At 63.5% G+C, this 25,424-nt stretch carries 9 protein-coding genes and 1 pseudogene; 3 read left to right on the top strand and 7 right to left on the bottom strand.

Translation table 11 applies throughout. The annotated features are described in order from the left end of the window. Positions 1 to 53 precede the first annotated feature (53 nt). A complete protein-coding gene (locus AC2T3R_RS10200) occupies positions 54 to 623 on the top strand; it encodes a hypothetical protein (RefSeq protein ID WP_013972078.1) in 570 nt (189 codons plus the stop codon). A gap of 112 nt (positions 624 to 735) precedes the next feature. Here AC2T3R_RS10200 and AC2T3R_RS10195 read toward each other — a convergent pair whose 3' ends face one another. From AC2T3R_RS10195 to AC2T3R_RS10185, 3 genes are all read right to left on the bottom strand, one after another. After that, positions 736 to 2,412 (bottom strand): MFS transporter, encoded by a 1,677-nt coding sequence (locus AC2T3R_RS10195; protein ID WP_013972077.1) that lies wholly within the window; start codon positions 2,410 to 2,412, stop codon positions 736 to 738. Positions 2,413 to 2,625: 213 nt separating this feature from the next. Next, positions 2,626 to 3,051: a VOC family protein gene (locus AC2T3R_RS10190; RefSeq protein ID WP_486745035.1), complete on the bottom strand. Its 426-nt coding sequence runs from the start codon at positions 3,049 to 3,051 to the stop codon at positions 2,626 to 2,628. 310 nt (positions 3,052 to 3,361) lie between these two features. Further along, positions 3,362 to 4,288 carry an alpha/beta fold hydrolase gene (locus AC2T3R_RS10185; protein WP_061550948.1) on the bottom strand — a complete coding sequence of 309 codons (927 nt, stop codon included), beginning with the start codon at positions 4,286 to 4,288 and terminating at the stop codon, positions 3,362 to 3,364. A 254-nt stretch (positions 4,289 to 4,542) separates the two neighbouring features. Between AC2T3R_RS10185 and AC2T3R_RS10180 the strand changes: the two genes are divergently transcribed. After that, a complete protein-coding gene (locus AC2T3R_RS10180; protein ID WP_486745034.1) occupies positions 4,543 to 9,414 on the top strand; it encodes an NEL-type E3 ubiquitin ligase domain-containing protein in 4,872 nt (1,623 codons plus the stop codon). A 7-nt stretch (positions 9,415 to 9,421) separates the two neighbouring features. On the opposite strand, the gene AC2T3R_RS10175 is transcribed toward AC2T3R_RS10180, so the two are convergent. After that, complete coding sequence (locus tag AC2T3R_RS10175) at positions 9,422 to 11,938, bottom strand: UvrD-helicase domain-containing protein (protein WP_486745033.1); 2,517 nt, start codon at positions 11,936 to 11,938, stop codon at positions 9,422 to 9,424. 175 nt (positions 11,939 to 12,113) lie between these two features. Here AC2T3R_RS10175 and AC2T3R_RS10170 point away from each other — a divergent pair, with 175 nt between their 5' ends. Further along, complete coding sequence (locus AC2T3R_RS10170) at positions 12,114 to 12,812, top strand: pirin family protein (RefSeq protein WP_486745032.1); 699 nt, start codon at positions 12,114 to 12,116, stop codon at positions 12,810 to 12,812. Between the two features lie 520 nt (positions 12,813 to 13,332). Here AC2T3R_RS10170 and AC2T3R_RS10165 read toward each other — a convergent pair. The 3 genes and pseudogenes from AC2T3R_RS10165 to AC2T3R_RS10155 all read right to left on the bottom strand — a co-directional run bounded on the left by AC2T3R_RS10165 (position 13,333) and on the right by AC2T3R_RS10155 (position 25,083). Then, positions 13,333 to 13,818, bottom strand: coding sequence for a cysteine hydrolase family protein (locus AC2T3R_RS10165; protein WP_085721581.1), 486 nt, complete (start codon positions 13,816 to 13,818; stop codon positions 13,333 to 13,335). Positions 13,819 to 13,879: 61 nt separating this feature from the next. Further along, positions 13,880 to 14,128, bottom strand: a pseudogene (locus AC2T3R_RS10160) (type 2 periplasmic-binding domain-containing protein); the annotation flags it as partial. Positions 14,129 to 14,325: 197 nt separating this feature from the next. Then, the gene (locus AC2T3R_RS10155; protein ID WP_486745031.1) at positions 14,326 to 25,083 is read right to left on the bottom strand and encodes a peroxidase family protein; all 10,758 of its coding nucleotides are present in this window, start codon (positions 25,081 to 25,083) and stop codon (positions 14,326 to 14,328) included. Between the last annotated feature and the right edge of the window lie 341 nt (positions 25,084 to 25,424).

The raw sequence follows: 25,424 nt of genomic DNA, 5'->3' as shown, positions 1-25,424 counted from the left end.
ATCTGAAGTGCTACATTTGCCATTGCCCTCACGCGCACCAACAAGGAAAACAGATGCGCCACGAATTCAGCGAAGTGCTCAACGACCTGGTCGACTACTTTCTGCTCGGCGATATCCAGTTGCTCGAGCGCTTCAAGCAACAACATGAATTGCCCGACGACCTTGCCCATGCCTTCACCCATGGCGACAGCGGCGACCAGGCCGTGCGCGAAGGGGTCGTGCTGCCACTGGCCGGGGTCGATAACCTGCCCTACCGCATCCTGTTCACCCTGGACAACCATACCCCGGCCCTGCGCGAACCCGGCAGCCGCCTGAAGCACCGCCGCAATGGCTATGTGCTGCAGGTCGAGCACGGTGCGCTGATGCTTTACACCTGGCGCATCCTGCAGCACTTCACGCCCAAGACACTGGGTGACCTGATGGCGCGTTACCAGGTGCCGGGGCGGCCGATCATCGAGCTGGACAATGGCTGGTATGACGTGGAGGTGCTGGCGGGTGCACTGGTGCGGGACGGGCTGTACGAGCCAGCGTTCGAGTTCGTGTTGAAGAAGCGCTGGAGCCGCGGCGAGGCTGCTGGGGTGGATACCGGGTATGCCTTTGGGTTGCGTGGGTATTTCGACTGATGGGTTGACTGTGCCGGCCTCTTCGCGGGCTTGCCCGCTCCCACAGGGCACAGTGGTATCCCTGTGGGAGCGGGCAAGCCCGCGAAAAAGGCCGGTACAGGCAGCCTCACCTTCAAGTGTGGTTGATATCGCGGTCCTTGGTCTCCGGCAGGAAGAAGATCCCTAGCACCGCCGTCATCACTGCAATCACGATCGGGTACCACAAGCCGTAATAGATATCCCCGGTCGCCGCCACCATGGCAAACGCCACGGTCGGCAGGAAGCCGCCGAACCAGCCGTTGCCGATGTGGTAAGGCAGCGACATCGAGGTGTAGCGGATGCGTGCCGGGAACAGCTCCACCAGCCAGGCCGCGATCGGCCCGTAGACCATGGTCACGTAGATCACCAGAATGGTCAGCAGCAACAGCACCATCGGGTAGTGGATCTTCGCCGGGTCGGCCTTTTCCGGGTAGCCGGCTTCCTTCAACGCCCCGGTCAAGGTCGCGGTAAAGGCATCGCTCTGTGCCTTGAAGTCCGCTGCCGCCAGGCTGCGTCCATCAAAGCTTGGCAGCACCCGTTCACCAATGCGGATCTGCGCCACGCTGCCAGGTTCTGCCGCTTCGTTGGTATAGGGGATGGCCCGCTTGGCCAGCAGGCTCTTGGCGATATCGCACGAACTGGTGAATTTGGCCTTGCCCACCGGGTCGAACTGGAACGCGCACTGGGCAGGGTCTGCCATCACCACCACCGGGTTCTGCTCCTGGGCGACGAACACGTCCGGGTTGCCGTACTGGGTCAGTGCCTTGAAGATCGGGAAGTAGGTCAGCGCGGCGATGATGCAACCGGCCATGATGATTTTCTTGCGGCCGATGCGGTCGGACAGGCTGCCGAAGAAGATGAAGAACGGTGTGCCGATCAATAGCGAACCGGCAATCAGCAGGTTGGCGGTCTGCGGCTCGATCTTGAGCATCTGCAACAGGAAGAACAGCGCATAGAACTGCCCGGTGTACCACACCACGGCCTGGCCGGCGGTGCCACCGAGCAGCGCCATGACCACCACCTTGAGGTTGTCCCAGCGGGCGAACGACTCGGTCAGTGGCGCCTTGGACGCCTTGCCCTCGGCCTTCATCTTCATGAACACCGGCGACTCGTTGAGCTGCATGCGGATGTACACCGAAATCGCCAGCAGCAGTATCGACAGCAGGAATGGCACTCGCCAGCCCCAGGCCTCGAACACCTCGTTACCCATGGCCGTGCGGCAGGCCATGATCACCAGCAGCGAGAGGAACAGCCCCAGGGTGGCCGTGGTCTGGATCCAGGCAGTGAAAAAGCCGCGCCGGCCCTTGGGTGCATGTTCGGCCACGTAGGTGGCCGCACCGCCGTACTCGCCACCCAGTGCCAGGCCCTGCAGCAGGCGCAGGCTGATGAGGATGATTGGTGCTGCCACGCCGATCGTGGCATAGCTGGGCAACAGGCCCACCACAGCGGTGGACAAGCCCATGATGACGATGGTGATGAGGAAGGTGTACTTGCGCCCGATCATGTCGCCCAGGCGACCGAACACGATGGCGCCGAATGGCCGCACGGCAAAGCCGGCGGCAAAGGCCAGCAAGGCGAAGATGAACGAGGTGGTTTCATTGACCCCGGCAAAGAAGTGCTTGGCGATGATCGCCGCCAGAGAGCCGTAAAGGTAGAAGTCGTACCATTCGAATACCGTGCCCAGGGACGAGGCGAAGATGACCTTGCGCTCCTCCCGGGTGATACCGCGTTGGGGCGCGCTGCCCGTGGATGTGCTGTCGAGAACCGCCATGGGGTGCCTCCGTCTTGTCGTCATGCAGGCCGGGAGCACCTCATATTTTTTTCACCGTCGCACCCAGGCCCTGGGGGGCTTGCTTTGGATATGCGAAGCACGACGAGGCAGGCCGCCTCGGATCGCAGCAAGGTAAATGAAGCATAATAGGCTTTGCCGGGATATCCACCTGAACCTTGCGCGATCCCTACCTCTCGCGGGTGTGCAGGTTGCTCATGGAGCCTCCGTTGCCGGTACCGGCCCTTTCAGCTCGACCTGGTTGCCATCGGGGTCGTAGCAGTACAGCGACAGCCCCTCGCCTTCGGCGCCATAGCGTTTTTCGGCAGGTTCGACTTCAACCCCTGCAGCTTGCAGGTAGGCCGTAAGTGCCGCCTCGTCGAACGGCTCGATGCGCAGGCAGAAATGATGCAGGTTGCGCCCCTCGGCCCCCGGCGCCGCACCACCTGGCTGGCCCAGGGGACCATCCAGGGTCACCAGGTCGATCATCGCCGTGCCCGTGGCCAGGTGGACCATGCCCAGGTCGTCGCGCACGCGGCTGACCGTGCAGCCGAGCAGCTCGGTGTAGAAGGCGACGCTGCGCTCCAGGTCGCTGACCCGCAGGACGAGGTGGTCGATGTGCTTGATGACGAATGGTCGCATGCCAAGGCTCCTTGTGGCCGCTGGATTCCTGTGGGAGCGGGCGTTCCCGCTTTGGCTCATTGGTTTGCCAGGGGCCTGTAGGAGCAGCCTTGTGCTGCGAAGAGGTCGGTACTGACAATGCTTGTCTGTTGACTTTACCGGCCTCTTCGCAGCACAAGGCTGCTCCTACAAAGGACGCACCAAGCGAGCGATATCTGTTATCTGCGCGACAGCGCAGCCCAAAGAGCTGGACAACCTCCCACAAGGGATCACGCAAGCCCGATGAGATTCACCACCATAGCCCAAGCGCGCATGGCATGACCATATGCAGTTATTCGTTTACCAACCGTTGCAGAACGCCCCCTTCATGGCGGGTGAGGATGCGCAGCAGTTGATCGACCAGCGCCCGGTCCGGCGCATCCAGGTGGAAGTGGTGCCCGCCCGGATGCCAGGAGATCTTCGCCTGGCTGGGCAAGGCCGCCTGGCGCCGGGTAAAGGCTTCGCCGGTGAATGCCCCCTGGCGCCCGAACAGCAGGTACAACGGGCAACGGATCTGGCTGAGCAGGTCGCAGGCTTCGCGCTCGGTCAGCGGCATGGGTTCGGGCAGCACCAGGCGTGGGTCGTGGCGCCAGCAATAGCCCTCGCCCAGTTGCAGCAGGTCACGCAGCGCCAGCAGCCGTGCCGCCTCTTCCGACAGCTCGGTGTCCAGGCGCTCGCGGCGTTGTTCCAACGCCGTGTCCAGGTCCTCGAAACGGTCGACGTCCGGCTCGGCAAAACCCTGCAGCTGGCTGCGCTGCACCATGCGCTTGAGCCGGTAGGCCCGGGCCAGGTGCTGCACGCGGTCATCCTCGGCCACCGTGAACGGTGCGCCCATGCCGTCGAGGAAGGTCATGCTGGCAATACCGCTGGTCATGGCCGCCAGCAGCGATGCCACCCCGGTACCCATGCCATGGGCCAGCACATGGAATTGCGACAGGCCCAGGCTGTCGGTCACTGCCAGCATGTCCTCGGCATGTTCCCACAGGTAGTAGCCACTGTCGTGGCGGCGATGGTCCGAGCGGCCGTGGCCAACCAGGTCGGGGGCGACCACGAAGCAGCCGTCGAGCATCGGTGCCAGGCGTTCGAACGAGGCGGCGTTGTCCAGCCAGCCATGCAGAGCCAGCACCGGGATGCCGTCCTCCGCCCCCCAGGTGCGTACCGCTATTTCAATACCGTCGAGGTCCAGCAGGTGATCCTTGGGACTGCACAGCGAATGCATCGTAGTTCTCCCTGATAGAACGCCGGCCCATGGCCAGGCATCACATGACGCCGGCCCATACCCCACGTGCCGGCGTCATCCACACGACATGCCTACCCCATGCCTTGCTTCACCATCTCCCAACAACCCTGCCCGCGCTGCTCCCCTACCGACGCTCTCGTGCACAGGACCGACCTGTGCATTCAACTAAATACCACCGCATGCCGAGGCGAAACCTGTCGACTGGCCCCTCCATCGACCACGGAGACTTCAGCATGTCCAGCACACCCATGCCTTTCCATCAGGCCCAGATTGTCCGTAACCTGCCTGACTGGTGCCGAACGATGCACCCTGACCATACCCGCCGCGTCGTACAGAGCATCCGCAAGGACTACCTCGACGAAAACGGTTCGCCTTACGCCTGGTACACCGCAGCCAGCGATGAAGACAAGGCGCGTTTACGGCAGCTGATCAGCGCCCGCAATGCCGAGTTCAAAGCTCTGCGGGCCTTGCTCGAGGACTTCAGGCAGATCAGCGAATTCTGCAAGCCTTTGCTCGAGAGCCGGTTGGGCCCGGATGTCAAAGCGGACAAGGCCCAGTACCTGCACCAGCCGTTCAAGGTGTACACCACGCTGGTGAATGTCCCCGGCCTCGATTTCTCACTCGGCGGTGACGATACGTACATCAATCGCCCCGAAGGGCCACCACAGAAGCGCACGCTGCTGGAGGCCGCACTGCACAATTTCAAAGGGCCCGACGAAGTGGGCCCGTTCGACACCCTGACCCTTGGCCCGGACAACGTCGCCTCACTTCCAGGGCTCGAGCCCGAAGCGTTCGTGAACCTTTGCCGAAGCCTGGACCTCGGCCAGCAGTATCAAGACCACCTGCAGGGCATTTATGAAGGCGCCAGAAAGGCCGCGATCGAACAGCAGTGGATCGATGCAAGCCAGCAGGCACTGAAAACCGAGGCAATGATCGCCTACCTCAAGGGCCTGTTGACGCTCAAAGGCCACGATGCTCTGGTACAGCTATGCGACAACGAAAGCACGCCGCGCTACGGCGAACACAAGCTTCGCTGCTGGCGCTTCAGCCTGTTCGGCATCCCGCTTCATGGCGTACTGCTGATAGGCCCCGATGAAGCCGACCAGACCAACCCCTGCATGCTCTACATTCCCCACGATTCCGAACACCCGGTGAGGGAGTTTGCTTCTTTGCAAAAGGCCGGCTCACTCATGCGTCAACGCCTGGTGCAAACCACGTTTCGCCAGCACTTGATCAGCTTCGCTGACCAGGACAACCAGATCGAGCTCAGCCGCAAGCTCGAAAATGCCTTGTTCGAGCACGACGCCTCCACACGCAAACTCAAGAACAAACCTGAGCTGCACTTCAAACGAACGCGCCTGACCCTTCCTATCTGGCAGGTGCTTTACAGAGACCACAAGCGCCGGGTCAAGGCGAATGCCAGAACGATCGCGGTACCGACCGCGGATGCCGACGCCAAGGCACGCAAGGAGCGGCTGCAGCACTGGCTGGACGCAGGCATGAACATACTCAACGTGGCCGCCTTCTTCGTGCCCGGGCTGGATGCCGCGATGCTTGGGGTATTTGCCTACGACCTCATGGACTCGGTGTTCACCGGGTTCGAAGCCTGGGAAGAAGGCGATACCCAGGAAGCGCTGCAACAACTCGAGTCACTGGCCATCAATGCCGCCGTGATCGCCGGTTTCGCCGTCGGCAGCAGCGCAGTCAAGGCATCAGGGTTCGTCGATGCGCTGGAAAGCGTCTGGAAAGGTGGCCGCGAACGGCTTTGGCACCCTGACATGGGCCCTTACAGCACCTCGAGCTCGTTGCCGGTGGGTGTGCAGACAAATGCCCAAGGGCTGTACATCATCGGTGGCAAAACCCACGTTTGGCTTCAAGGCAAACTGTATGAGGTATTCGAAACCGACGGACAGTGGCATGTGCGCCACCCGAACGCCCCCGATGCCTACACTCCGGCCTTGCGCTACCTAGGCGACCAGCGCTGGCAGTTGGCCCACGACAACCCGCTCGAATGGGACGATGCGCAGTTACTCGAGGGGCTGGGCCGGTTCGGCCAGGGGCTGGATGCATCGGAGCAACTTGCCGCATTGCGCATTACCGAAGTCGACGCAGACACCTTGCGTCGCAGCCAGGTCACCGGCTCGCGGCCGCCGGCTCTGTTGGCCGACACCTTGCTGCGCCTGCGACTGGCTGACGACGTGGAGGGCATCATCACCCGGGTACGTCATGGCCAGCCTTTGGCTGCACATATGAACTTCGCGCTGCCCGAACTGGTACAGATGCCTGGTTGGCCTGCGCATTACAGACTGAAGGTCTTCACCGGTGCCGAAAAATGGGGAGAGGCGGTCTACTTCGGAGCGGAGCCAAAAGCCGACACGTTGCAGATAGAGATCGGCCGCGAAGAGCTTGACAATGGCGAACTGAGCAAGGTTGTCCTGGCGGGGATGGATGAAGATGTCATAGAGCAGTTACTACCCGATACGCCAGCAGAGCAGCGTCCGAGCGCCCTTGACGAGCTGTTGGCCAACCGCCTGTCAGCACGCCGTCGCGAAGTCTTCGCGAGCATGTTGAAAAGCCATCGGGTACCGCTTGGCGACGAAGCGAAGACCTTGGGCCGCCAGTTCCCCGGTTTGCCTGACAATGCCCTGGAAGAGCTCGTCGCGCATGCCGACCGCGCCGAACGCGATCGCCTGAAAAGCGGACGTGTGCCCTTGCGCGTGGCTGAAGAAGCCCGCTACCTGCAGGCCCGCGCCCGCCTCGATCGTGCCTTGACCGGCCTGTACCGACCAGACCTGGCCAATGATGACAGCCAACTGCTGCGCGATACATTGGTAGCCGAAAAGCCGCAGGCGCCTGAGGCCGAAGTGTTCGCCAGCGCCGTCGCCGACCGCTCGGGCTGCGCCGCACTGCTGGGCCAGCAGCCAATCAAGCCAGGCTTTCGCTCGCCCATGCGCCTGGCACATGGACGATTCGGTTACCCACTCAGTGGCCGAGGAACAGGCCCGATCGGCGCATACGCCGCAACACGTCGGCTCAACTCACTTTTCCCCTCGCTGAGCAGCAACGAGATCAACGCCCTGAGGGGCGAACTGAGGCAGACCGGTGATCTCGGCTCGGCAATTCGGCAACTGGAAACAGAGTGGAGAGATCTGAATAGCTACCTGGAGGCGTGGTACAAGAGCCCAAACGACATCTTCGAGCGCCTCGATCGACAAAGATGCACTGATCGCCTCATCGATGCCTGGCGGCGGGAGGGTCGCAGCAAGCTGGGCACGCTCGTGCTGGAGCAAATTCGCTTACCCGAGTTGCCAGCGATCACAGCCAGCCTGCCCCACATCCGTGAGCTCAAGCTGAACGAGCTGCAGCTGCAACGACTGGACAGCACGTTCCTGTCACGTTTCCCCAATCTGGAAGTACTGGAAGTCACCAACAACCGAGAAATCGACGGGGAAACGCTGTTTCAGGCACTTGAATCGGTGCCCAGGCTGCGCACGCTGGACCTGACCAACAACACCCTTGCTACCCTCTCGCCCACCGCACAGCGAGTGCTGGCAGCGATGCCAGACCTGCGCCAGCTGAACCTGCGGCGCAACCAGTTGACACTGGATGAAGCGACATTGACTTTCCTTTGCGGCCGACCACTGGATGTCCTGAGGCTGGGGCACAATCGCATCACGCTCGATGAAAACCTCGCCACGCGCTTTCAGGACATGATCCATCCGCAGCAACTGGAGCTGGACTTCAACCCGCTGCAGCACGCACCTGATGTGCGCTACATGGCGCGGTTGCAGCACCTGAACCTCTCCGACGCTCATTTGCAGGCATTTCCCCAGGGCTTGAGCACCCTGATGAACCAGTCACAGTACCAGTTGCGCTACCTGGACCTTTCATCCAACCGCATTCACCATGTTCCGGACCTGGCAAGCATCCTGCGCAGTCCGTATGCGCGAGACGTCGCCGCCCGCTTGCCCGAGCGCCGCTGGCTGTTCAACTACAACAACCTGGAGGCCGAGTCGGCCAGGCGGCTACGAGCCAGCGGCGTCAATATTTTCGAGCACACGCCGGAAAGGCCAGAGTGGCAAGGGCTCTGGCGCGATTCCGCGACCGACCATCAGCTGCAGTTGTGGTCCGATCTGTTCGATCAGAACGACAATGGCGACCTGCAAGCGGTGTTGGAGCGCCTGACCAACTCAGTGGAAGCGCGAAGGGATCCGGATGGCCTGCGTGCGCGAGTGTGGGAACTGTTGGAGCACGCCCATGGGGACACGGCGCTGCGCGAGCGTTTGAACGAGGTTGCGCAATCCTTCCCGCCAACTTGCGGTGATGCCGGCGCCGAAGCATTCAGCGCTCTGGAGGTGGAATTGCTGGCCAACCAAGTGTCTGGGTGGGCACAGGACACGGCCAAGCCGCTGCTCGACCTTTACCGCAAGCTGTACCGTCGCGAGAAAGTCAACGAAATGGCCGATCGCATCAGCCTGCAACGCAGTTCGCGCAAGCGGGCGCTGCAGGAGCATGCCGGTCAGTTACCGGACCGTGACGTGCTGGATGTCGCGGCGGCGTTCCCCGATGCGGACCTGGCCACAGGCCTGGTAGACGATATCGAGGTCCGCCTGGCACTGCGCCAGTCCTTGAGCGGAAAACTCGATTTCCCCGAACCCAGCAGCGGCATGCTCTATCGCAATGCCGCAAGGATCAATCAGCAAATCATCGACAATGTTCGCGCTGCCGTCCTGGAACTCGATGCTGACACCACCGCCAGACAGCAGTGGATGAGCGAACAGCCGGTCTGGGTTGACTACCTCAAGCGCCAATATGCCAGTCAGTTCGAAGCCATTACCGACTTCTGGCGCCCAGGCCTCGATTACCTCTTTTATTGCCTGGACGAAAGCCAGGAGCCGATCACCTACCTGGACGAGGCGATAATTCGTGCATTGGCCCCGGAATTGCCTACCCCAGCCCTGGACGAAAACGGCGCACTACGTCGTGTGCCTCTCAAAGAGGAAGCGTATGTAAAGGCTACGAACGCCTTGACCCAGGCCCGGCAGGAGGTAGAAGCCGGGCTACTGTTGAGCCTTACCCGGCAAGCAGACATCCTCGATGCCTGAACACTGATCAATGACCACGCAGGTCTTCGAAGAAGGCCTGCCGCCCATCCACCTGGCTCGACGCACGCGGCGCTGCCGCCGCCTCTGCGTTGGCCGCCTCCACATGCCAGTAGCAGTGCCTGACCGCGCGGGTTACCGCCACGTAGGCCAGGCGCTGCACCTCTTCCTTCTGCGCGGTATCGAACGGCTGGGCATCACCGGCCTTGCCCAGCCCGGCCTGGCGATACACCTGGTTCTTGTAGGGCGAGCTGGTCAGGTACTGGCAATCGCCCAGCATGAACACTGCATCGGCCTGCAAGCCTTTGGCACTGTGGTAGGTCAACTGGCGCAAACGGCGCTGCTCGGCCGGCAACGCCGCTTCGGCGTGCAGCACGCCCTGCAGGTGCTCGTTCATCAGCGCCCTGTCGCTGCCCTTGCGGTAAAGCATCATCACCGTCTCGCCACGCTGGTAGTGCTCGATCAGCGTTTCACCCAGGGCTGCCTCGTCACGGTCGAATACCTTGACCGGCGAGCCTGGCAACTCGGCCGCCGGGCCACTGGCCCGGGCTTTCTTGCCGGCTATCGCCGGGGTGCCCTTGACCAGGTGCTCGGCCGCGTCGATCACCTGCTGCTGGCAACGGTAGTTGTCGACCAGCATCACCCGGGTGTTGGCCGGCGACGGGAAGGCCTTGGTGAACTCCATGAAGTACTTGGGCGAACTGCCACGCCAGCCGTAGATCGACTGCCAGTCGTCGCCCACACACAGCAGCGACGAATGCTGCGCATGGCGCCCGATGTGCATCGCCGGGCCGCGACGACGGATCTCGGCGAGGCTGGCCCGCAACCAGCTGACGATCTGCGGCGACACATCCTGGAACTCGTCGATCATCAGGTGCGCCAGCGGCCGCAGCAACGGGTCGGGCAGCAGTTGCAGGTTTTCCGGGTTGTTCTCGCCGAACAAGGCGAACATGCGGTTGTAGCTCATCACCGGCGGCGACTGGTCCAGCAGGTGCGCCTCCAGGGCCTTCCAGTACAGGGCCAGGGCCTCGAAGAACAGCGCATCGCTGTCGCCGGACGGGAAGCTCATCGCCGCCACGGCAGTGTTCACCTCCAGGCCGAGGTTCTCGATGAAATTCGCCGCACCGACAAAGGCATCGAGCAGCGGCGCCGGGGCCAGTTCGCCCTTGACCTTGTATTCGAAGCCGGGGCCGGCCACGGCATCACCGGCCAGCGAGGCTGCCAGGCGCCGGGCCATGGCGTAGTTGTCGAGCCAGATCAGCGGCTGGTCGCAGAAGGCCTGCAACAGGGTGCGCTTGACCGCCCACTCGGCACGCACTGCCAGCTTGGCGCCGGGGCGCTGGTACTGCGCGCTTTCCGCCGGGTCGAAGCCCAGCACGAGCAAAGGCCCCTGGCCGGCCAGACGGCCATGCACATGGAAGCGGCTGCCACGGATCTGGATGGTCTCGCGGCAGGGTTCGATGCCCTTGATCGGCCAGGCGCCGGCGGCGAACCACAGGTCCTCGATCACGTCACACAGTTCTTCGTCGCGCTGGGCAGCCAGCTGGGTTACCTGGGCGCGCTTCTGCACATCGGGGTTGTTCGGGTCCAGCGGCTTCAGCTGCAGGGCTTCGCTGCGCAACAGGCCGACCAGCTCGGCAAAGCGCGGGCTCTCGCCCAGCAGGGTGCTGTAGCACTGGTTCAGCTGCTGGCGCTGGGCATCGTTCAGGCGCAGGTCGAACGGGTTGCTCTCGGCCTCGGCCTCACGCCCGGCCGGCATCTCGTTGCCCAGCGTTTCGAATGCGCGCACCTGGCCAAAGCCCGGCAGGCTGCGCACCAGCGGCAGGATGCGCGAATGGAACGTGCGCACCAGCTCGCGGGCCTGCGGCGGTTGCAGGTTGATCTGCCACAGGGCGAAAACCTGCAGCAGGCGCTTGATGAAGTCCTTGCGCGACTCACGGGTGAAGGTGACCACGGTCATCGCATCCAGCTCGTAGCCCAGGTAGTGGCGCAACAGCAGGATGCGCAGCACCAGCGAGGTGGACTTGCCCGCCCCGGCCCCTGCCACCACGCAGGTGGACGGTGTGTCACTGAAAATCAGCTTCCATTGCGCGGCACTGGGTTGCGCCTCGGCGGGCAGACGCTGGGCGACATCGGCCTTGAAACGCTTTTTCAGCTCAGCAGTCAGCGGCAGGCGCCAGTCATCGAACAGGTTGTCATCCCGGCCCGGTACGGCGGCGGTGTCTGGCCGGGTGTCGCGGATCACCAGCACCTGGCGTCCGGCCTCGTAACCTTCCACCCGCCCGCGTTCAAACCCTTCACGCACGCCATCGGCATGGCCACTGCGCTGGCCGCTGGCGTGGCCGAGGAACCAGGAGTCGCGGTGCTGGGCCTGCAGGCGGGTCAGGCCACGCCCCAGCAGGCGGGCCGCCAGGCGGCGAAACCAAGGCAGTTGTGCAGGAGGGGTAAGGTCGGCGGGGGCCTGGGGTTGCTCGTGGGCCACGGTCACTCCGTTGAAAAACAAAATCAGCGGGCATGTTCGCCGCATCGACAAAAAATCGCCAGCGAATGCTTGCAGATCAGTGGATTAGGCGATGAAGCGAATAAAACACTCTATCGCATTAAATCAATTTTACTGATTGTTTTAAGCCGATATTTACGCTTATTTTCGATGCTTCTTTGACGCATCATGGCCTCATTCCACTGATTCAAGGAGCACGACCATGCTGCAACTGCGACCGTTAGAAAGCCTCGGCCACGCCAACCACGGCTGGCTCGACGCCCACCACCATTTCTCGTTTGCCGAGTACTACGACCCGGCGCGCATGCACTGGGGCAACCTGCGGGTGTGGAACGACGACCTGATCGCTGCCGGCAGCGGCTTCCCGCCGCACCCGCACCGCGACATGGAAATCATCACCTATGTGCGTGAAGGCGCGATCAGTCACCAGGACAGCCTGGGTAACAAAGGCCGTACCGAAGCCGGTGACGTGCAGGTGATGAGCGCCGGCACTGGCATCGTGCACAGCGAGTACAACCTGGAAGACGTCGACACGCGTATTTTCCAGATCTGGATCGTGCCGGAGCGCACTGGCGAAGCACCGCAATGGGGTACCCGACCGTTCCCCAAAGGTGAGCGTGGCGAAGGCTTCGTGACCCTGGCCAGCGGCCGTGCGGGCGATGAGGACAGCTTGCAGATCCGCACCGATGCGCGGTTGGTGGCTGCCACCTTGCGGGCCGGTGAAACTGCCGAGTACCGCTTCGATACCGCTCGCCGGGGTTACCTGGTGCCGGCCAAGGGGCTGGTGGAGGTCAACGGGCTGCGTGCCAAGGCGCGCGATGGCGTGGCGATCGAGCAGGAGGAGGTGCTGCGGGTGACCGCCATCGAGGACAGCGAGATCGTGCTGGTGGATGTGGCCTGACGGGTGACGCGTACCTGTGGGATGACTTTGCCCATGCTACCCGCGACGGGTTGGTGGGCGAGGTGGAACGGCTCGAGGGCGGTGTGGCGCGGGTGGTGTTCGACTTCAGGCCAGCGGCCGCGGGCCTTGCAAACGGCTTGAGATTGCCGGGGCTGCTTTGCAGCCCTTTCGCGACACAAGGCCGCTCCCACAGAACTGCACATGCCTAATTGAATTAGCAGGGACCCTGTGGGAGCGGGCAAGCCCGCGAACACCGGCGGAGCCGGTGCCATCCTCCGCGTCGCCTGCTTCGCGGGCGCGCCCGCTCCCACAAGGGAATGTGACACGCTCTCGAACATTGTTCCCTATGCAACAGCGCAGCCCAAAGGGCTGGGCACTCTTCCACAGAACTGCACACGACTCATTGAATTAGCAGGGACTCTGTGGGAGCGGCTGAAGCCGCGAACATCGGCGCAGCCGGTGCCATGCTCCGCGTTGGATTCTTCGCGGCTAAAGCTACCCCGCATCATGACGACATGCACTAGCCTCGTGCGGCCAGTTCAGCGAGCACCTCGGCCGAGGTGGTGACCTGGCGGAAGTGATGCTTCCACAGGTCGGTGCCCAGCTTGCCCGACCTGTCCAGCGAAGACCCTACAGTCATGTCCGTGACCAGGGTGGGCATCAGCCCCGCATCGAACAGGGCAAAACCGGCGGCCAGCACGCAAGTTTCGGTCTGCAACCCACATACCAGCACCCTCTCCACGCCCAGTTGCCGGATGTACTCGATGGCCTCTGCGCTCTGCCCGTAGCCATGCTTGACGAACACCTGGTCAGCTTCGACCAGGCTCTCGTCCTCCGCCGCCGGGTGCCAGCCAAGCTGGCGCTCGAACGGCGTGACCTGTTCATCGTGCAACTCGACCGAGGCAATGGTGGGGATGTTGGCCGACAACCGACGCAGGCCATCGACCAGCCACTCGGGCGGGCTGAAGGTGGACTGGACATCGACAATGAGCAAAACCTGGCGCATGGGCGGATTCCGGGCATGGGCAAAGGCGCGGAGTATAACGCGATCGCCTGTGGGAAAGGCCTCAATGCCACGCTGCCAGGTTGTCCCCCTGGCGATCGCCAAGCACTTCCACCAGGCGCCCGCTGCGCAGGTGATCGGCCAGGCTCCACTCGGCCCGCAACAGGATACCCTGCCCGTCCAGCGCCCAGTTCAGGGCGACCTCGCCATCATTGGTGCTGAGGCTGCCATGCACCTTCACCGACTCGCTCTGCTTGCCGCGGCTCAGCCGCCAGATACCGAACGCGGCGTCATTCTGGCGTAACACGATGCAGGTTACTCCCACAGGTTCTCCACAGGGCTGAGTATTGTGGGGTATCTGTGAGTTATCTGTTGCCTGAACCAACCTCTTCGCGGGCAAGCCCGCTCCTACAGGGGTATCACCAAGCCTGAGGGCAGTGATATCCCTGTGGGAGCGGGCTTGCCCGCGAATGGGCCGCAGAGCGGCCCTTGCTGCGTCCTCCCAGGCCCTCAACCTGCCAGGTTGAAGTCCGCTACGGTCACCGTGGTTGCATCCGCCACCCCCACCAGGCGGATGGAGTCGGTAGCACCGATGCTGACCAGCGTGTCATTGCCGACATCGGCGATGGTGACGTTGGCGGCAAAGGTGGCCGCGGTAATGTTGAGGGCAGAGATATCCAGCCGGTCCTGGCCACCCTGCGGGACTGCGTCGAAGTTGATGATCAGGTCATTGCCGAAGCCAGCAGCGAACTGGAAGACATCATTGCCATCGGTGGCCATCATCGTGTCGTTGCCGGCACCGCCCACGACGGTATCGTTACCCGCCGCACCGTTGAGGAAGTCATTGCCGGCACCGCCCTGCAAGGTGTCATTGCCAACGTCACCAAACAGCGTGTCGTTGCCATCGCCACCCTGCAGCACATCGACGCCGTTGCCGCCGTCAAGGTTGTCATCGCCGGCACCACCCAGCAGGTTATCGTTGCCGGCGTCCCCGAACAGCGAGTCGTTACCGGCGCCGCCGTCGAGGGTGTCGTTGCCAGCACCACCGTTCAGGGTGTCGCTGCCCAGGCCACCGAGCAACTGGTCGTTGCCGCCATCGCCGTTGAGGGTGTCGTTACCCGCCGCGCCGGTAATGATGTTCGCCAAGCCATTGCCGGTACCGGTGAAGTTGCCCGCCCCGATGTAGGTCAGGTTCTCGACGTTGGCACCCAGCGTGTAGCTGGCCGCCGTGGCACGCACGGTATCCGTACCACCAGCCGTAGCCTCGACCACTACATCCCCGGCGTTGTCCACCACATAGGTGTCGTCGCCCAGGCCACCGACCAGGCGGTCGATACCGGCACCGCCATCGAGCAGGTCATTGCCAGCACCACCGGTGATGGTGTTGGCCAGCGTGTTGCCGGTACCCGTGAAGTTGCCTGCCCCGGTAAAGGTCAGGTTTTCGACGTTGGCACCCAGGGTGTAGCTGGCAAGGGTGGTCTGCACCAGGTCGACACCGCCGTTCAACGCCTCGCTCACGGTATCGCCGAGGTTGTCGACCACGAAGGTATCGTTGCCTGCACCGCCAACCATGGCATCCGCACCAAGCCCGCCGTTGAGGGTGTCGTTGCCGGCACCGCCGTCGAGGCTGTCGGGGTCGTTACCCCCGTTGAGGATGTCGTTACCATCACCGCCGAACAGTTGGTCGGCGCCGCCAAGGCCGTTGAGCACATCGTTGCCGCCCAGCCCCGAGAGCGTGTCATTGCCCGCACCACCGGTCAGGGTGTTGGCCCCGGCAGTACCGACCAGCACCACGCCTGCCGGCGGCACCACCGCCGCAGTCGCTGCCGAGGTCAGCGATTCCAGGGTGCCGAAGGCGTCGGTGTAGCTCACGACCACCCGCAACTGCCGGTTACCCTGTTCGAAGCCCGGAGTGAAGGTTGCAGCAGTGGCACCCGCGATGTTGCTGAAGGTGCCGCCAATGTTCTGCTGCCACTGGAAGCTGAACGCGCCCAGCCCATCCAGGTCGGCGATACTGCCGGTGAGCGCGGTCAGCGTCTGGCCCTGGTCTGGCGTGGTGTCGCTGATCAGCACGGCACCGGTGGGCGCATCGTTGACGTTGGCCACCGGGTCGAGGATGTCGGAGGCGATGCTTTCCTGTACACCGAAGTCATCCACGTAGCTGACCACCACCCGCATGTTCTGCCCCACCTGGTTCTGGGTAAGGAGGAAGGTGCTGTTGATGGCGCCAGCAATGTCGACCCAGCCGGTACCCCGGTTGGACTGCCACTGGAAGGTGAACCGCGGGTTGCTCAGGCCGTCGGCATCGACAATGGTTGCCGGGTTGGCGGTGAGCGTCTGGTTCTGCACCAGCAGCCCGGTCACGGTAGGCCCGGCAGTCGGCGCGTTGTTCGGCGCCGAATCGACGATTTCCAGCGTGCCCTTGGTGTCCTGGTACACCGCGCGTACGCGGATGTTCAGCCCCGCCACATCGTCCGTGACCCGGTAGGTGGTACCGACAGCTCGCGAAACCTCGCCGGCAGCAACGAAGGTGATGTCTTCATAGACCCCCGAACCTGGCAGGGTCTCTACTTGCCAGTAGTACGCCACCGGGCCGGTGATCGCACCGGTCAGGTTGGTTGCGCTGACATTGTCCGCGTCATGTACCGCCAGCGGGGTAACCCGCAGCAGCTGGCCGCTTACCGGTGTGTCGTCACGCACGCCGGTGGCAGCGTCAAGGATCACCAGGCTGCCGGTGGGGCCGGCGTTGACGGCGGTACCCACACCGGATGCTTGCGAGCTATCCGAGAACTGCAGGCGCTCGATGCCGGTCAGGCGGTCGACACCATCACGCCCGGCCACCGAGTCGGTGACGATCACCGAGTTGCCATCGACCACCACGCTGTAGTCGCTGGCCACCCCGGAGTACACCGCCGTGTCGTAGCTGTCGGTGCCGTTGAGGATTTCGCGAACGATCACCAGCTGGCCCGGGTTGTAGGTGCCATTGAGCATCAGCGGCACCATCGGCTCCATGCTGTCGAAGCTGGCGATTTCCGGGCCGGTGCCGTCGCTGTTGGTCCGCACGCTGATGCGCACGTTCAGCCACTTGTCACCGTCGAGGATGTCGTCGCCGCCGCGGCCTTCGATCAGGTCGCTACCACTGCCACCGAGGATGATGTTGCCACCATCGTAGAACGTTGCACCGGCGGCCAGCAGGCTGGACAGGCCGTTGATCAGGCTGATGTTGGTCAGTACGCTGCCGTTGGCGCCATTGGTCGGCAAGGTGGCAGAGGTTTCGCTGTCACCACGCAGGAAGTCGCCATGAGCCGACCCCGACAGGCCTTCCATGATGTCGAAACGCACCAGCGCAGACGCGCCCGAGCCCGGTACCGGCGGCACATTGAAGAAGCGGTCGCTGAAGTCGACAGTCACGCCCTGGGCCAGCCCCTTGAAGGTCGCCCAGTCGTAGCCGGAACCACCGATGTAGCGGTCACCGAAGCCCAGGCTGCCGACCATGATGTCGTCACCGCCTTCACCGTTGAACTTGTCGTTCTCGTTGCCACCGATGAACACGTCGTTGCCGATGACCGGGTCGTTGCCGAGCGGGTCGAAGTTGTCGCCAGGCGCACCGTCCGAGGTGCCCTTCTCGATCCAGTCGTCACCTTCGTTGCCCATGTCCTGCTCGTTGGCCTTGCTGCCCAGGATGAAGTCGTTGCCCTGGCCGCCAATGGCTTCGGAGGCGTCCTCACCGGTGACGATGAAGTCGTTGCCGAAACCGCCGATGATCAGGTTGACGCCATTACCGCCGTGCAGCACATCGTTGCCGTCGCCGCCCTGGATGTTGTCGTCACCACCCATGTCGCTGATGATGTCGTCGCCGGCCCCACCACGCAGCTGGTCGTTGCCGTCGCCACCCTCGATGCGGTCGTTGCCGCCATCGCCCCAGACAGTGTCGTCACCCTCGCTGGAAACCAGGATGTCGTCACCGTTGGTGCCACCCAGCACAATGTGCTGGTCACCGGCGTAGCGGATGTAGTTGGTGTCAGGGCCTACTGTCAGCGGGCTGTCGCGGAACACCACCTGCTCGCCGTTTTCGCCCAGTGGGTCGGCATTGCCCAAGCCTTCGTTGAACTGCTTGCTCTGGTCCACTTCCAGGTAGAAGCCAACGTCGGAGAACACCAGGCCCGGCAAGTGGGTGGCCGAAGTGTTGGCCATGATCAGCTTGGCGAACGAGTTGCTTTCCAGCTCGGCGTTCATCGACAGGCCGGCGGTGCGCTCCAGGTAGTAGAAACGGTCGCCGTCCTGCAGTTTCTCCATCTGGTTTTCGAACACGAAGTTGAACGTGCTGCCCAGCATGCCGCCGAACGGGGTTTTCGCCTCCGCCAGGCCACCGATCCACAGGTCGATGGCATCGACACCAGTCACGGTCACTGCCCGCAGGTCATCGACGGTGCCGAGCACGCCATCCTTGCCAGGCAGGGTGACGTTGGCGTAGGCGCCGGTGCTGTTGAGGAACTCCAGGCGATCAGCTGGCGCGCCGTCGCCGCCGAACACCAGGGCCATGGCCGCCGCGCGTTTCTCCAGCAACGTGGTGGCCCCGGTGATGGTGCTGTGGGTGCCGTAGGCGGCGATGAAGTTGATCAACGACTCCGGATGCTTCAGGTGCTGCACCAGGTCGACCCAGCTGGTGTACGGCTTGAGCTGGGTATCGCCGGTTTGCGCGTAGATGTCGCGGCGCACGGCGTTCAGCGAAGGGATACCGACGTCGCGGCCCCGAGCGATGTTGATCGCCGGCAGGTCCAGCGGCAGGCCGAGCAGGTTGTTGCGCAGCGCCTCGGTGACGAACTCATCGATTTCGTTACCGGCCTGGCGGGTTACCCCGCGCACGATGGCGCTGGTGGCATCCTCGGGGGTGACGCCACTGGCGGCATACGCCAGCGGGTTGAGGAACGCCGCGATCAGGCCCAGTTGCTGGTCGGGGTTGGCGCTGGCCGGGTCGCTGATGACGGTGAAGTCGACGTCGAAGCGGTCGACGGTTTCGGTCAGCATCGAGTGGCCAAAGCGGTACACGGTGTGGGCGAATTCGGCCACGATCGACGCATCGAGGTCGACGTCATACACCTGGGTCGGGGCGAAGAACAAGTCTACCCGCGGCTGCACGGTACGGGCGAACTCCTCGAACACCAGGTGCTGGTACTGCATCTCGGTACCGAACTTGGCGGCCTGGAACAGCCGCTCGCCATTCCACACCAGTGCGTCGATCTCGGCCTGGTTGGCCGGCAGCGCGCTCAACGGGTTGAGCAGCCACTCGTTGATGAAGGCCAGGTCACCCGAGTCGAGCACGGTGTCCATGGTCTGCGCCACCAGCCGGTTGTGCTCGGAGTGGAAGATCGCATGCACGGCGGTCAGGCCGATGTTCTCGTTGACCCTGCCGTCGCCGGCGATGTAGTGCGCATCGAGCAGCTCGTTGTCGTAGGCCAGGTTGGCGCCGGTCTGCGGGTTCACCGGCACGGCGTTGCCGACATCGGTATCTGCATCAGGCACCAGCGCGCCATTGCTGAACACCGGCACGGCATTGTGGGCGATGTCGGCAAGGAACTGGTGACCGGTACGCACGGCATTGGTCAGGTCGATCGGCGCCAGCGGGTTGCCTTCGACCTGCTGGTCGTCGGCCGTGCCGGCAATGCCGTCGGCGCCTTTCATGATCACCATCGGGAAGCCGTTGGGCCCCTTGATGAAGTTGCCGTAGGCATCGGTTGCCAGCAGCGGTACGTTGTCGACGTCGGCATCGGTCAGGTTGATACCCAGTACGTCACGAGCCTGGGCCTTGACCACCTTCCATGTCGCCATGCCGCCGATTTCGGTGTCGTCCGCGGTGCCGTATTTGCCATCTGCCCCCAGGTCACGGTTGGTGATCAGGCGGCCGGTGGCGACGGGGGCACCGTCGACCGTCACATAGGCACGCAGAAACACCTGGTGTGAGGGGTGCGAGCTGTAGGTCTGGTTCTGGTCCACGAACGGCGAGGTGGTATTGGTGTGCTCGTGGATATCGTCGGCCGTGCCAAGTACGCCGTCCGGCCCAGGCTGGTTGGTCGCACGTGTCACCACCATGAAGTTGGTGAAACCGCCCTCCACGTACAGCGGGTCATCCGGTTGCAGCGGGATGTAGATGGTGCCCGAGCCCCCCTTGGTGACCAGGTCCAGGCCATGGTCGAAGAACTGCCCGAAGAAGGTCATCCAGGCGTTGAACGGCGCGGACAGGCCGGCATCGGCGGCGGTGTTCTCGAACAGGTATACGTCGTGATCGTCGTCGGTGCCGAACTGGCCGTCCAGGCCCGGGCTGGCGACAATGCGCACGCCGTCCTTGAGCACGTCGTCATTGCCCTCGACGCCGAAGTTGAGCACGCCGTCCGCACCCGGATCATACGCGGTGGCATAGGCCGCCGGGTTGTTGGAGGTCTGGTCGACGATCAGGTTACTGATGGTGCGCGGCTGCGAGTCGAATACCGGGCCACTGGTCTGCTCGTACGACGAGCCCGGAATGGCCGGCGAGCCAGGGCCGAAGAAGCCGGCCGGTGCACCTTCGGCCGGGTTGAACACCGGGTCGGTCACGCGCGGGAAGACGTTGTCGGCCGCACCGAATTCGGTGTTGTTGATGCCGTTGAGGTTCATCAGGTTGTTGTTCGAACCATCCACCGCCCGCAGGCCGAGTGGCGCACGAATGTTGGGCAGCAGCGAGAGGATGTCTGCCCCGTTGGCGTCGGCCTCGGCGATCTTGATCTGCTCGAGGATGAAGTTGAGGTCGGAGCGCACCATGTGCAGCCCGGCACCGCCTGCGGTGGCATCCACCACCGGCGTGACTGGCGTCGGTACCACAGGCGCGCCCGGTTGCACCACGGTGGTGGGCTGGGAGAACAGCACTTCGGTGGTGCCATGGGCGTCCTGGTAGATCGCCTTGACCCGCAACGACAACCCGGCCAGGTCCGGCGACACCTTGAACGTGGTGCCGTCGGCGCTCTGGAACGCCAGGTCGCCTGCCGGCAGCAGGATGATGTCTTCGAACACACCGCTGCCCGGGGTGGCCTCGAACTGCCAGTAGTACGACACCGAACGGTCGGCGAGCGTGCCAAGCGGGTTGCCGGCGCTGATGTTGTCGGCATCCCGCACGCCGGCCACGTTTACCGTAAGGAGGTCGCCCACGGTAATCGCGCCGCCGTTGTTATCAGTAACGGCCGGGCTGCCGACAGGCTGCGCATTCAGCCCTTCCACCAGCACCCGCTGGCTGTCGGCGAACTGCAGGCGCTCGATGTGCAGCAGGGTATCGACGCCATCGCGGCCGGCCACGTTGTCGGTCACCGTCCAGACATCATCGGAAGTGTCCAGCGTACCTTTGGTGTTCTGCGTCACCGTGTACTCGCTCTGCAACCCCGAGAACACCGCCGTGTCGAAGGCTGCGCCACCGGTCGAGGTGCCGGGCAGGATTTCCCGCACGGCCTTCAACTGGCCAGGGTTGTAGGTGCGGTCGAGCATGAACGGAATCATGTCGACCATGCTGTCGAAGCTGGCGATTTCAGGGCCGGTGTGGTTGACGTCTTCCGGCGCGTACACGGCGATGCGCACGTTGAGCCACTTGTCGCCGTCGATCAGGTCATCACCGCCACGGCCTTCGATCAGGTCGCTGCCGTTGCCGCCGAGCATGATGTTGCCGGTGGCAAAGCCGGTGGTCGGCAACCCGGCATCGGCCAGGAACTGCTGCAGGCCACGGATCAGCGCCACGTTGGTCAGCGCACTACCGGTAGCACCACCATGGTTGAGGATGGTCACGGCATCGACATTATCGCCCTTGAGCACATCGGCGAAGTTCGAACCGGACACGCCCTCGACCTCGGCGAAGCGGTCGAGGATTGAGGCCGGCGAGGCGCCGACCGGGTTGAAAATACCGGTGTTCTGGTTCGGTGCGTTGCCATGAGGCTGAGCCAGGGCGGCCAGGGTCAGGTCGACGGTGACGCCGACCTGGTCATTCTTGTTGGTAATCCAGTCGAAACCGGACATGCCATCCATCTTGTCCTGGGCATCGCTGCCGACAAAGATGTCATCGCCACCCTCGCCGATCATTTCGTCGAAGCCGCCACCACCGACGAAGATGTCGTTGCCGACCACTTCGTCACCCAGCAGCGGCGCAAAGTTGTCGCCGGGCGCACCGTCCTGGGTGCCCTTCTCGATCCAGTCGTCACCCTCGTTGCCGGTCGGTGGCAGGTTGGTCTTGGCGCCGAGAATAAAGTCGTCGCCCTGGCCGCCGAAGGTGGTGCTGATGTCTTCGGTAGTGATGATGAAGTCCTGGCCGTTGCCGCCCAGGATCAGGTTGCCGCCCACCAGCATGCTGCCAGCGACGATCACATCGTTGCCGTCGTTGCCTTCCAGGCGGTTGTCGCCGAAGGAGTCGGTGATGATGTCATCACCGGCACCGCCCAGCACCGCATCGTTGCCCGCACCGCCTTCCAGGGTGTCGTTGCCGGCGTCGCCGTAGAGCGTATCGTCGCCCTCACTGGAAATGATGATGTCGTTGCCGGAGGTACCGCCCAGTACCACGTGGTCTTCGCCGGTGTAATGCAGGAAGTTGGTGTCGGTACCCACGGTATCGGGGTTGTCGCGAATCACCAGCGGCACCACTTCGACACCGTTGATCATGATGCCGCCCGTCGGGTCGGCCCGGCCGTCGGCGCCCAGGCCGGTGAACTGCTTGGTCTGGTCCACTTCCAGGGTGAAAGTGGGCGTGAGGAACACGGTGTTCGACAGGTGGGTGACATCGGAGTTGAGCATGATCAGCTTGGCGAAGGAGTTGTTCTCCAGTTCGGTGCCGAAGTTCATGCCCGCCGTACGCGACAGGTAGTAGAACCGATCGCCGTTCTGCAGGGCTTCCAGCTGGGTTTCGAAGACGAAGTTGAAGCTGGAGCCGAGCATGCCGCCGAATGGCATTTTCTTCTCGGCCAGGCCGCCGACCCAGAAGTCGATGGCATCGACACCGGTCACGGTCACCCCGGTGATGTCATCGGCGGTGCCGGCGATGCCGTCGGCACCGGCCAGTGTCACGTTGGCATAGGCGCCGGTGCCGTTGAGGAAGTCCAGGCGGTCTGCTGGCGCGCCGTCACCGCCAAGCACCAGCGCCACGGCGGCGGCGCGCTTGGCCGCTTCGGTGTCCGCCCCGGTGATGGTGGCGTGGGTACCGTAGGCGGCGATGAAGTTGATCAGCGACGCCGGGTGCTTGAGGTGGTCGGCAAAGTCGGCCCAGCTGATGTAGGGCTTGAGCTGGCTGTCGCCAGTCATGGCGTAGAACTCGCGGCGCGCCTCGTTCAGGGTGGGGATGCCGGTGTCACGGCCACGCGCGATGTTCAGCGCAGGCAGGTCCAGCGGCAGGCCGAGCAGGTTGTTGCGCAGCGCTTCGGTGACGAACTCGTCGATTTCGTTGCCCAACTGGCGGGTGACACCGCGGATGATCGCACCGGCCGCTTCATCGGCAGTGGCGCCACTGCCGGCGAATGCCAGCGGGTTGAGGAAGGCAGCGATCAGGCCCAGCTGCGGGTCGTCATTCACCGTGGCGAACGTCGGGTCGTAGCGGTCGACGGTTTCGGTCAGCATCGAGTGGCCGAAGCGGTAAACCACGTGGGCGAACTCGGCGAGGATGGCCGGGTCGATCGAGGTGTCATAGCCGTTGGGGGCGAGAAACTCGTCGATCTGCGGCTGAATGGTGCGGGCGAACTCCTCGAACACCAGGTGCTGGTACTGCATTTCGGTGCCGAACTTGGCAGCCTGGAACAGCCGCTCGCCGTCCCATACCAGCGCGGCGATTTCGGCGGGCGTGGTGGGGATGGCAGCGACATCATCGATCAGCCACTGGTTGAGAAACGCCAGGTCACCGGCGGCCAGCAGGGTGTCCTTGGTCTGCTGCACCAGGCGGTTGTGCTCGGAGTGGAACACATGGTGCACGGCAGTCAGGCCGATGTTCTCGTTCACCCGGCCGTCGCCGGCGATGTAGTGGGCGTCGAGCAGTTCGTTGTCATAGGTCAGGTTGTTGCCGCCAGGCCCGGTTGGTTGCGCGTTGCCGACGGCAATATCGGCGTCGGCCTGCAGCACACCGTTCACGATCACCGGCGCGGCGTTGTGGGCGATGTCGTCAAGGAAGCCATGCCCGGTGCTCACGGCATTGGCCAGGCTGATCGGCGCGTCGCGGTTGCCTTCGACCAGCGTGGTGACGTCGTCGGCGGTGCCGGCGATGCCGTCAGCGCCATTGTTCACGCGCATCACCACCTGTGGCATGCCGTTGGGCCCACGCAGGAAGTTGCCGTAGGGGTCGGTGGCCAGCAGTGGCACGCTGTGCACATCGGCGTCGGTCAGGTTTATGCCGAGCAGGTCGCGGGCCTGGGCCTTGACCACTGCCCAGGTGGCCATGCCACCGCTTTCACCATTGCCATCGTCGGCGGTGCCGAAGCGGCCATCGGCGCCCAGGTCACGGTTGGTGATCAACCGCCCGGTGGCTACCGGGTCGCCTGCGGCATTGAGCGTGTATTCACGCAGGAACACCTGGTGCGAGGGGTGCGAGCTGTAGGTCTGGCTCTGGTCGACGAACGGCGAGGTAGTGTTGGTCTGGCCATCGTCGGCAGTACCCACCACACCATCGGCGCCTGCAGTACGCACGGCGCGCGGCAGCACCATGAAGTTGGTCGGGCTGCCTTCGACGTACAGCGGGTCGTCCGGCTGCAGCGGGATGAACACGACGTCGGTGCTGCTCTTGGTGACCAGGTCCAGGCCGTGGTCGAAGAACTGGCCGAAGAAGGTCATCCAGGCGTTGAAGCCGGCGGTCAGGCCGACGTCGGGCGACACGTTGGGGATGAAGAACACCTCCGTGTCGTCAGCGGTGCCGAATACCCCGTCGATGCCGGGGCTGATCACCGGGGCGGCGCCGCCATTGGCTTCGACCGCTGCCGGGTTGTTCGCCGTCTGGTCGACGATCAGGTTGCTGATGGTGCGTGGTTGCGAGTCGATGACCGTGCCGGTGCCGGCATAGTCGCCGGTGAAGGATGGGCTGAGCAGGCGCAGGAACGAATTGTCGGCGGCGCCGAACTCGCTCTGCCCGGTCACCAGGTTGTTGTAGCTGCCGTCGACGGTACGCAGGCCGAACGGCACCTGGCTGTTGGGCAGCAGGTCGATCAGGCTGGCGCCATCGGCATGCGCTTCGGCTATGAAGATCTGCTGAAGGATGAACTCCAGGTCCGACTTGCTGAAATCTGCCATTTCAATTGCCCTCGATCTGTCGGGAGATGACTCAGGGCAGCAGGGTCCTTCCCGCGCCCAGTCAGTGTGACGTGCGCAGTTTCTGATTCTGGGTTCTGGGGCAGTTGGGCACTACGGTGCTGCGTTATCGCCACTGGCCTCATCGCCGGCAAGCCGGCTCCCACAGGAACGGCGGGAACCTTGTAAATGGTGCGATACAGGTTGGCACCGCACACACATCGACCCCAGCTCGCACAGGGTCCGAATACATCAGACTAAAGTCGCAGAAGAAAACCTTGTCAATATCCCGTCAAAAAATTCGTTCAGCATCGATAATGCGACTCAACTTACTGTTTTTCTGA

Source organism: Pseudomonas sp. PVC-5-1, from assembly GCF_057444345.1.
Note: the sequence above shows the minus strand (reverse complement) of the source record. Positions and strands in the feature narration are given on the sequence as shown.

Bases quoted from the DNA above. Each gene is read 5' to 3' on its own strand.
- AC2T3R_RS10155 (WP_486745031.1), bottom strand. From the start codon at position 25,083: ATGGCAGATTTCAGCAAGTCGGACCTGGAGTTCATCCTTCAGCAGATC.
- AC2T3R_RS10185 (WP_061550948.1), bottom strand. From the start codon at position 4,288: ATGCATTCGCTGTGCAGTCCCAAGGATCACCTGCTGGACCTCGACGGT.
- AC2T3R_RS10165 (WP_085721581.1), bottom strand. From the start codon at position 13,818: ATGCGCCAGGTTTTGCTCATTGTCGATGTCCAGTCCACCTTCAGCCCG.
- AC2T3R_RS10180 (WP_486745034.1), top strand. From the start codon at position 4,543: ATGTCCAGCACACCCATGCCTTTCCATCAGGCCCAGATTGTCCGTAAC.
- AC2T3R_RS10175 (WP_486745033.1), bottom strand. From the start codon at position 11,938: ATGCGGCGAACATGCCCGCTGATTTTGTTTTTCAACGGAGTGACCGTG.
- AC2T3R_RS10200 (WP_013972078.1), top strand. From the start codon at position 54: ATGCGCCACGAATTCAGCGAAGTGCTCAACGACCTGGTCGACTACTTT.
- AC2T3R_RS10170 (WP_486745032.1), top strand. From the start codon at position 12,114: ATGCTGCAACTGCGACCGTTAGAAAGCCTCGGCCACGCCAACCACGGC.
- AC2T3R_RS10190 (WP_486745035.1), bottom strand. From the start codon at position 3,051: ATGCGACCATTCGTCATCAAGCACATCGACCACCTCGTCCTGCGGGTC.
- AC2T3R_RS10195 (WP_013972077.1), bottom strand. From the start codon at position 2,412: ATGGCGGTTCTCGACAGCACATCCACGGGCAGCGCGCCCCAACGCGGT.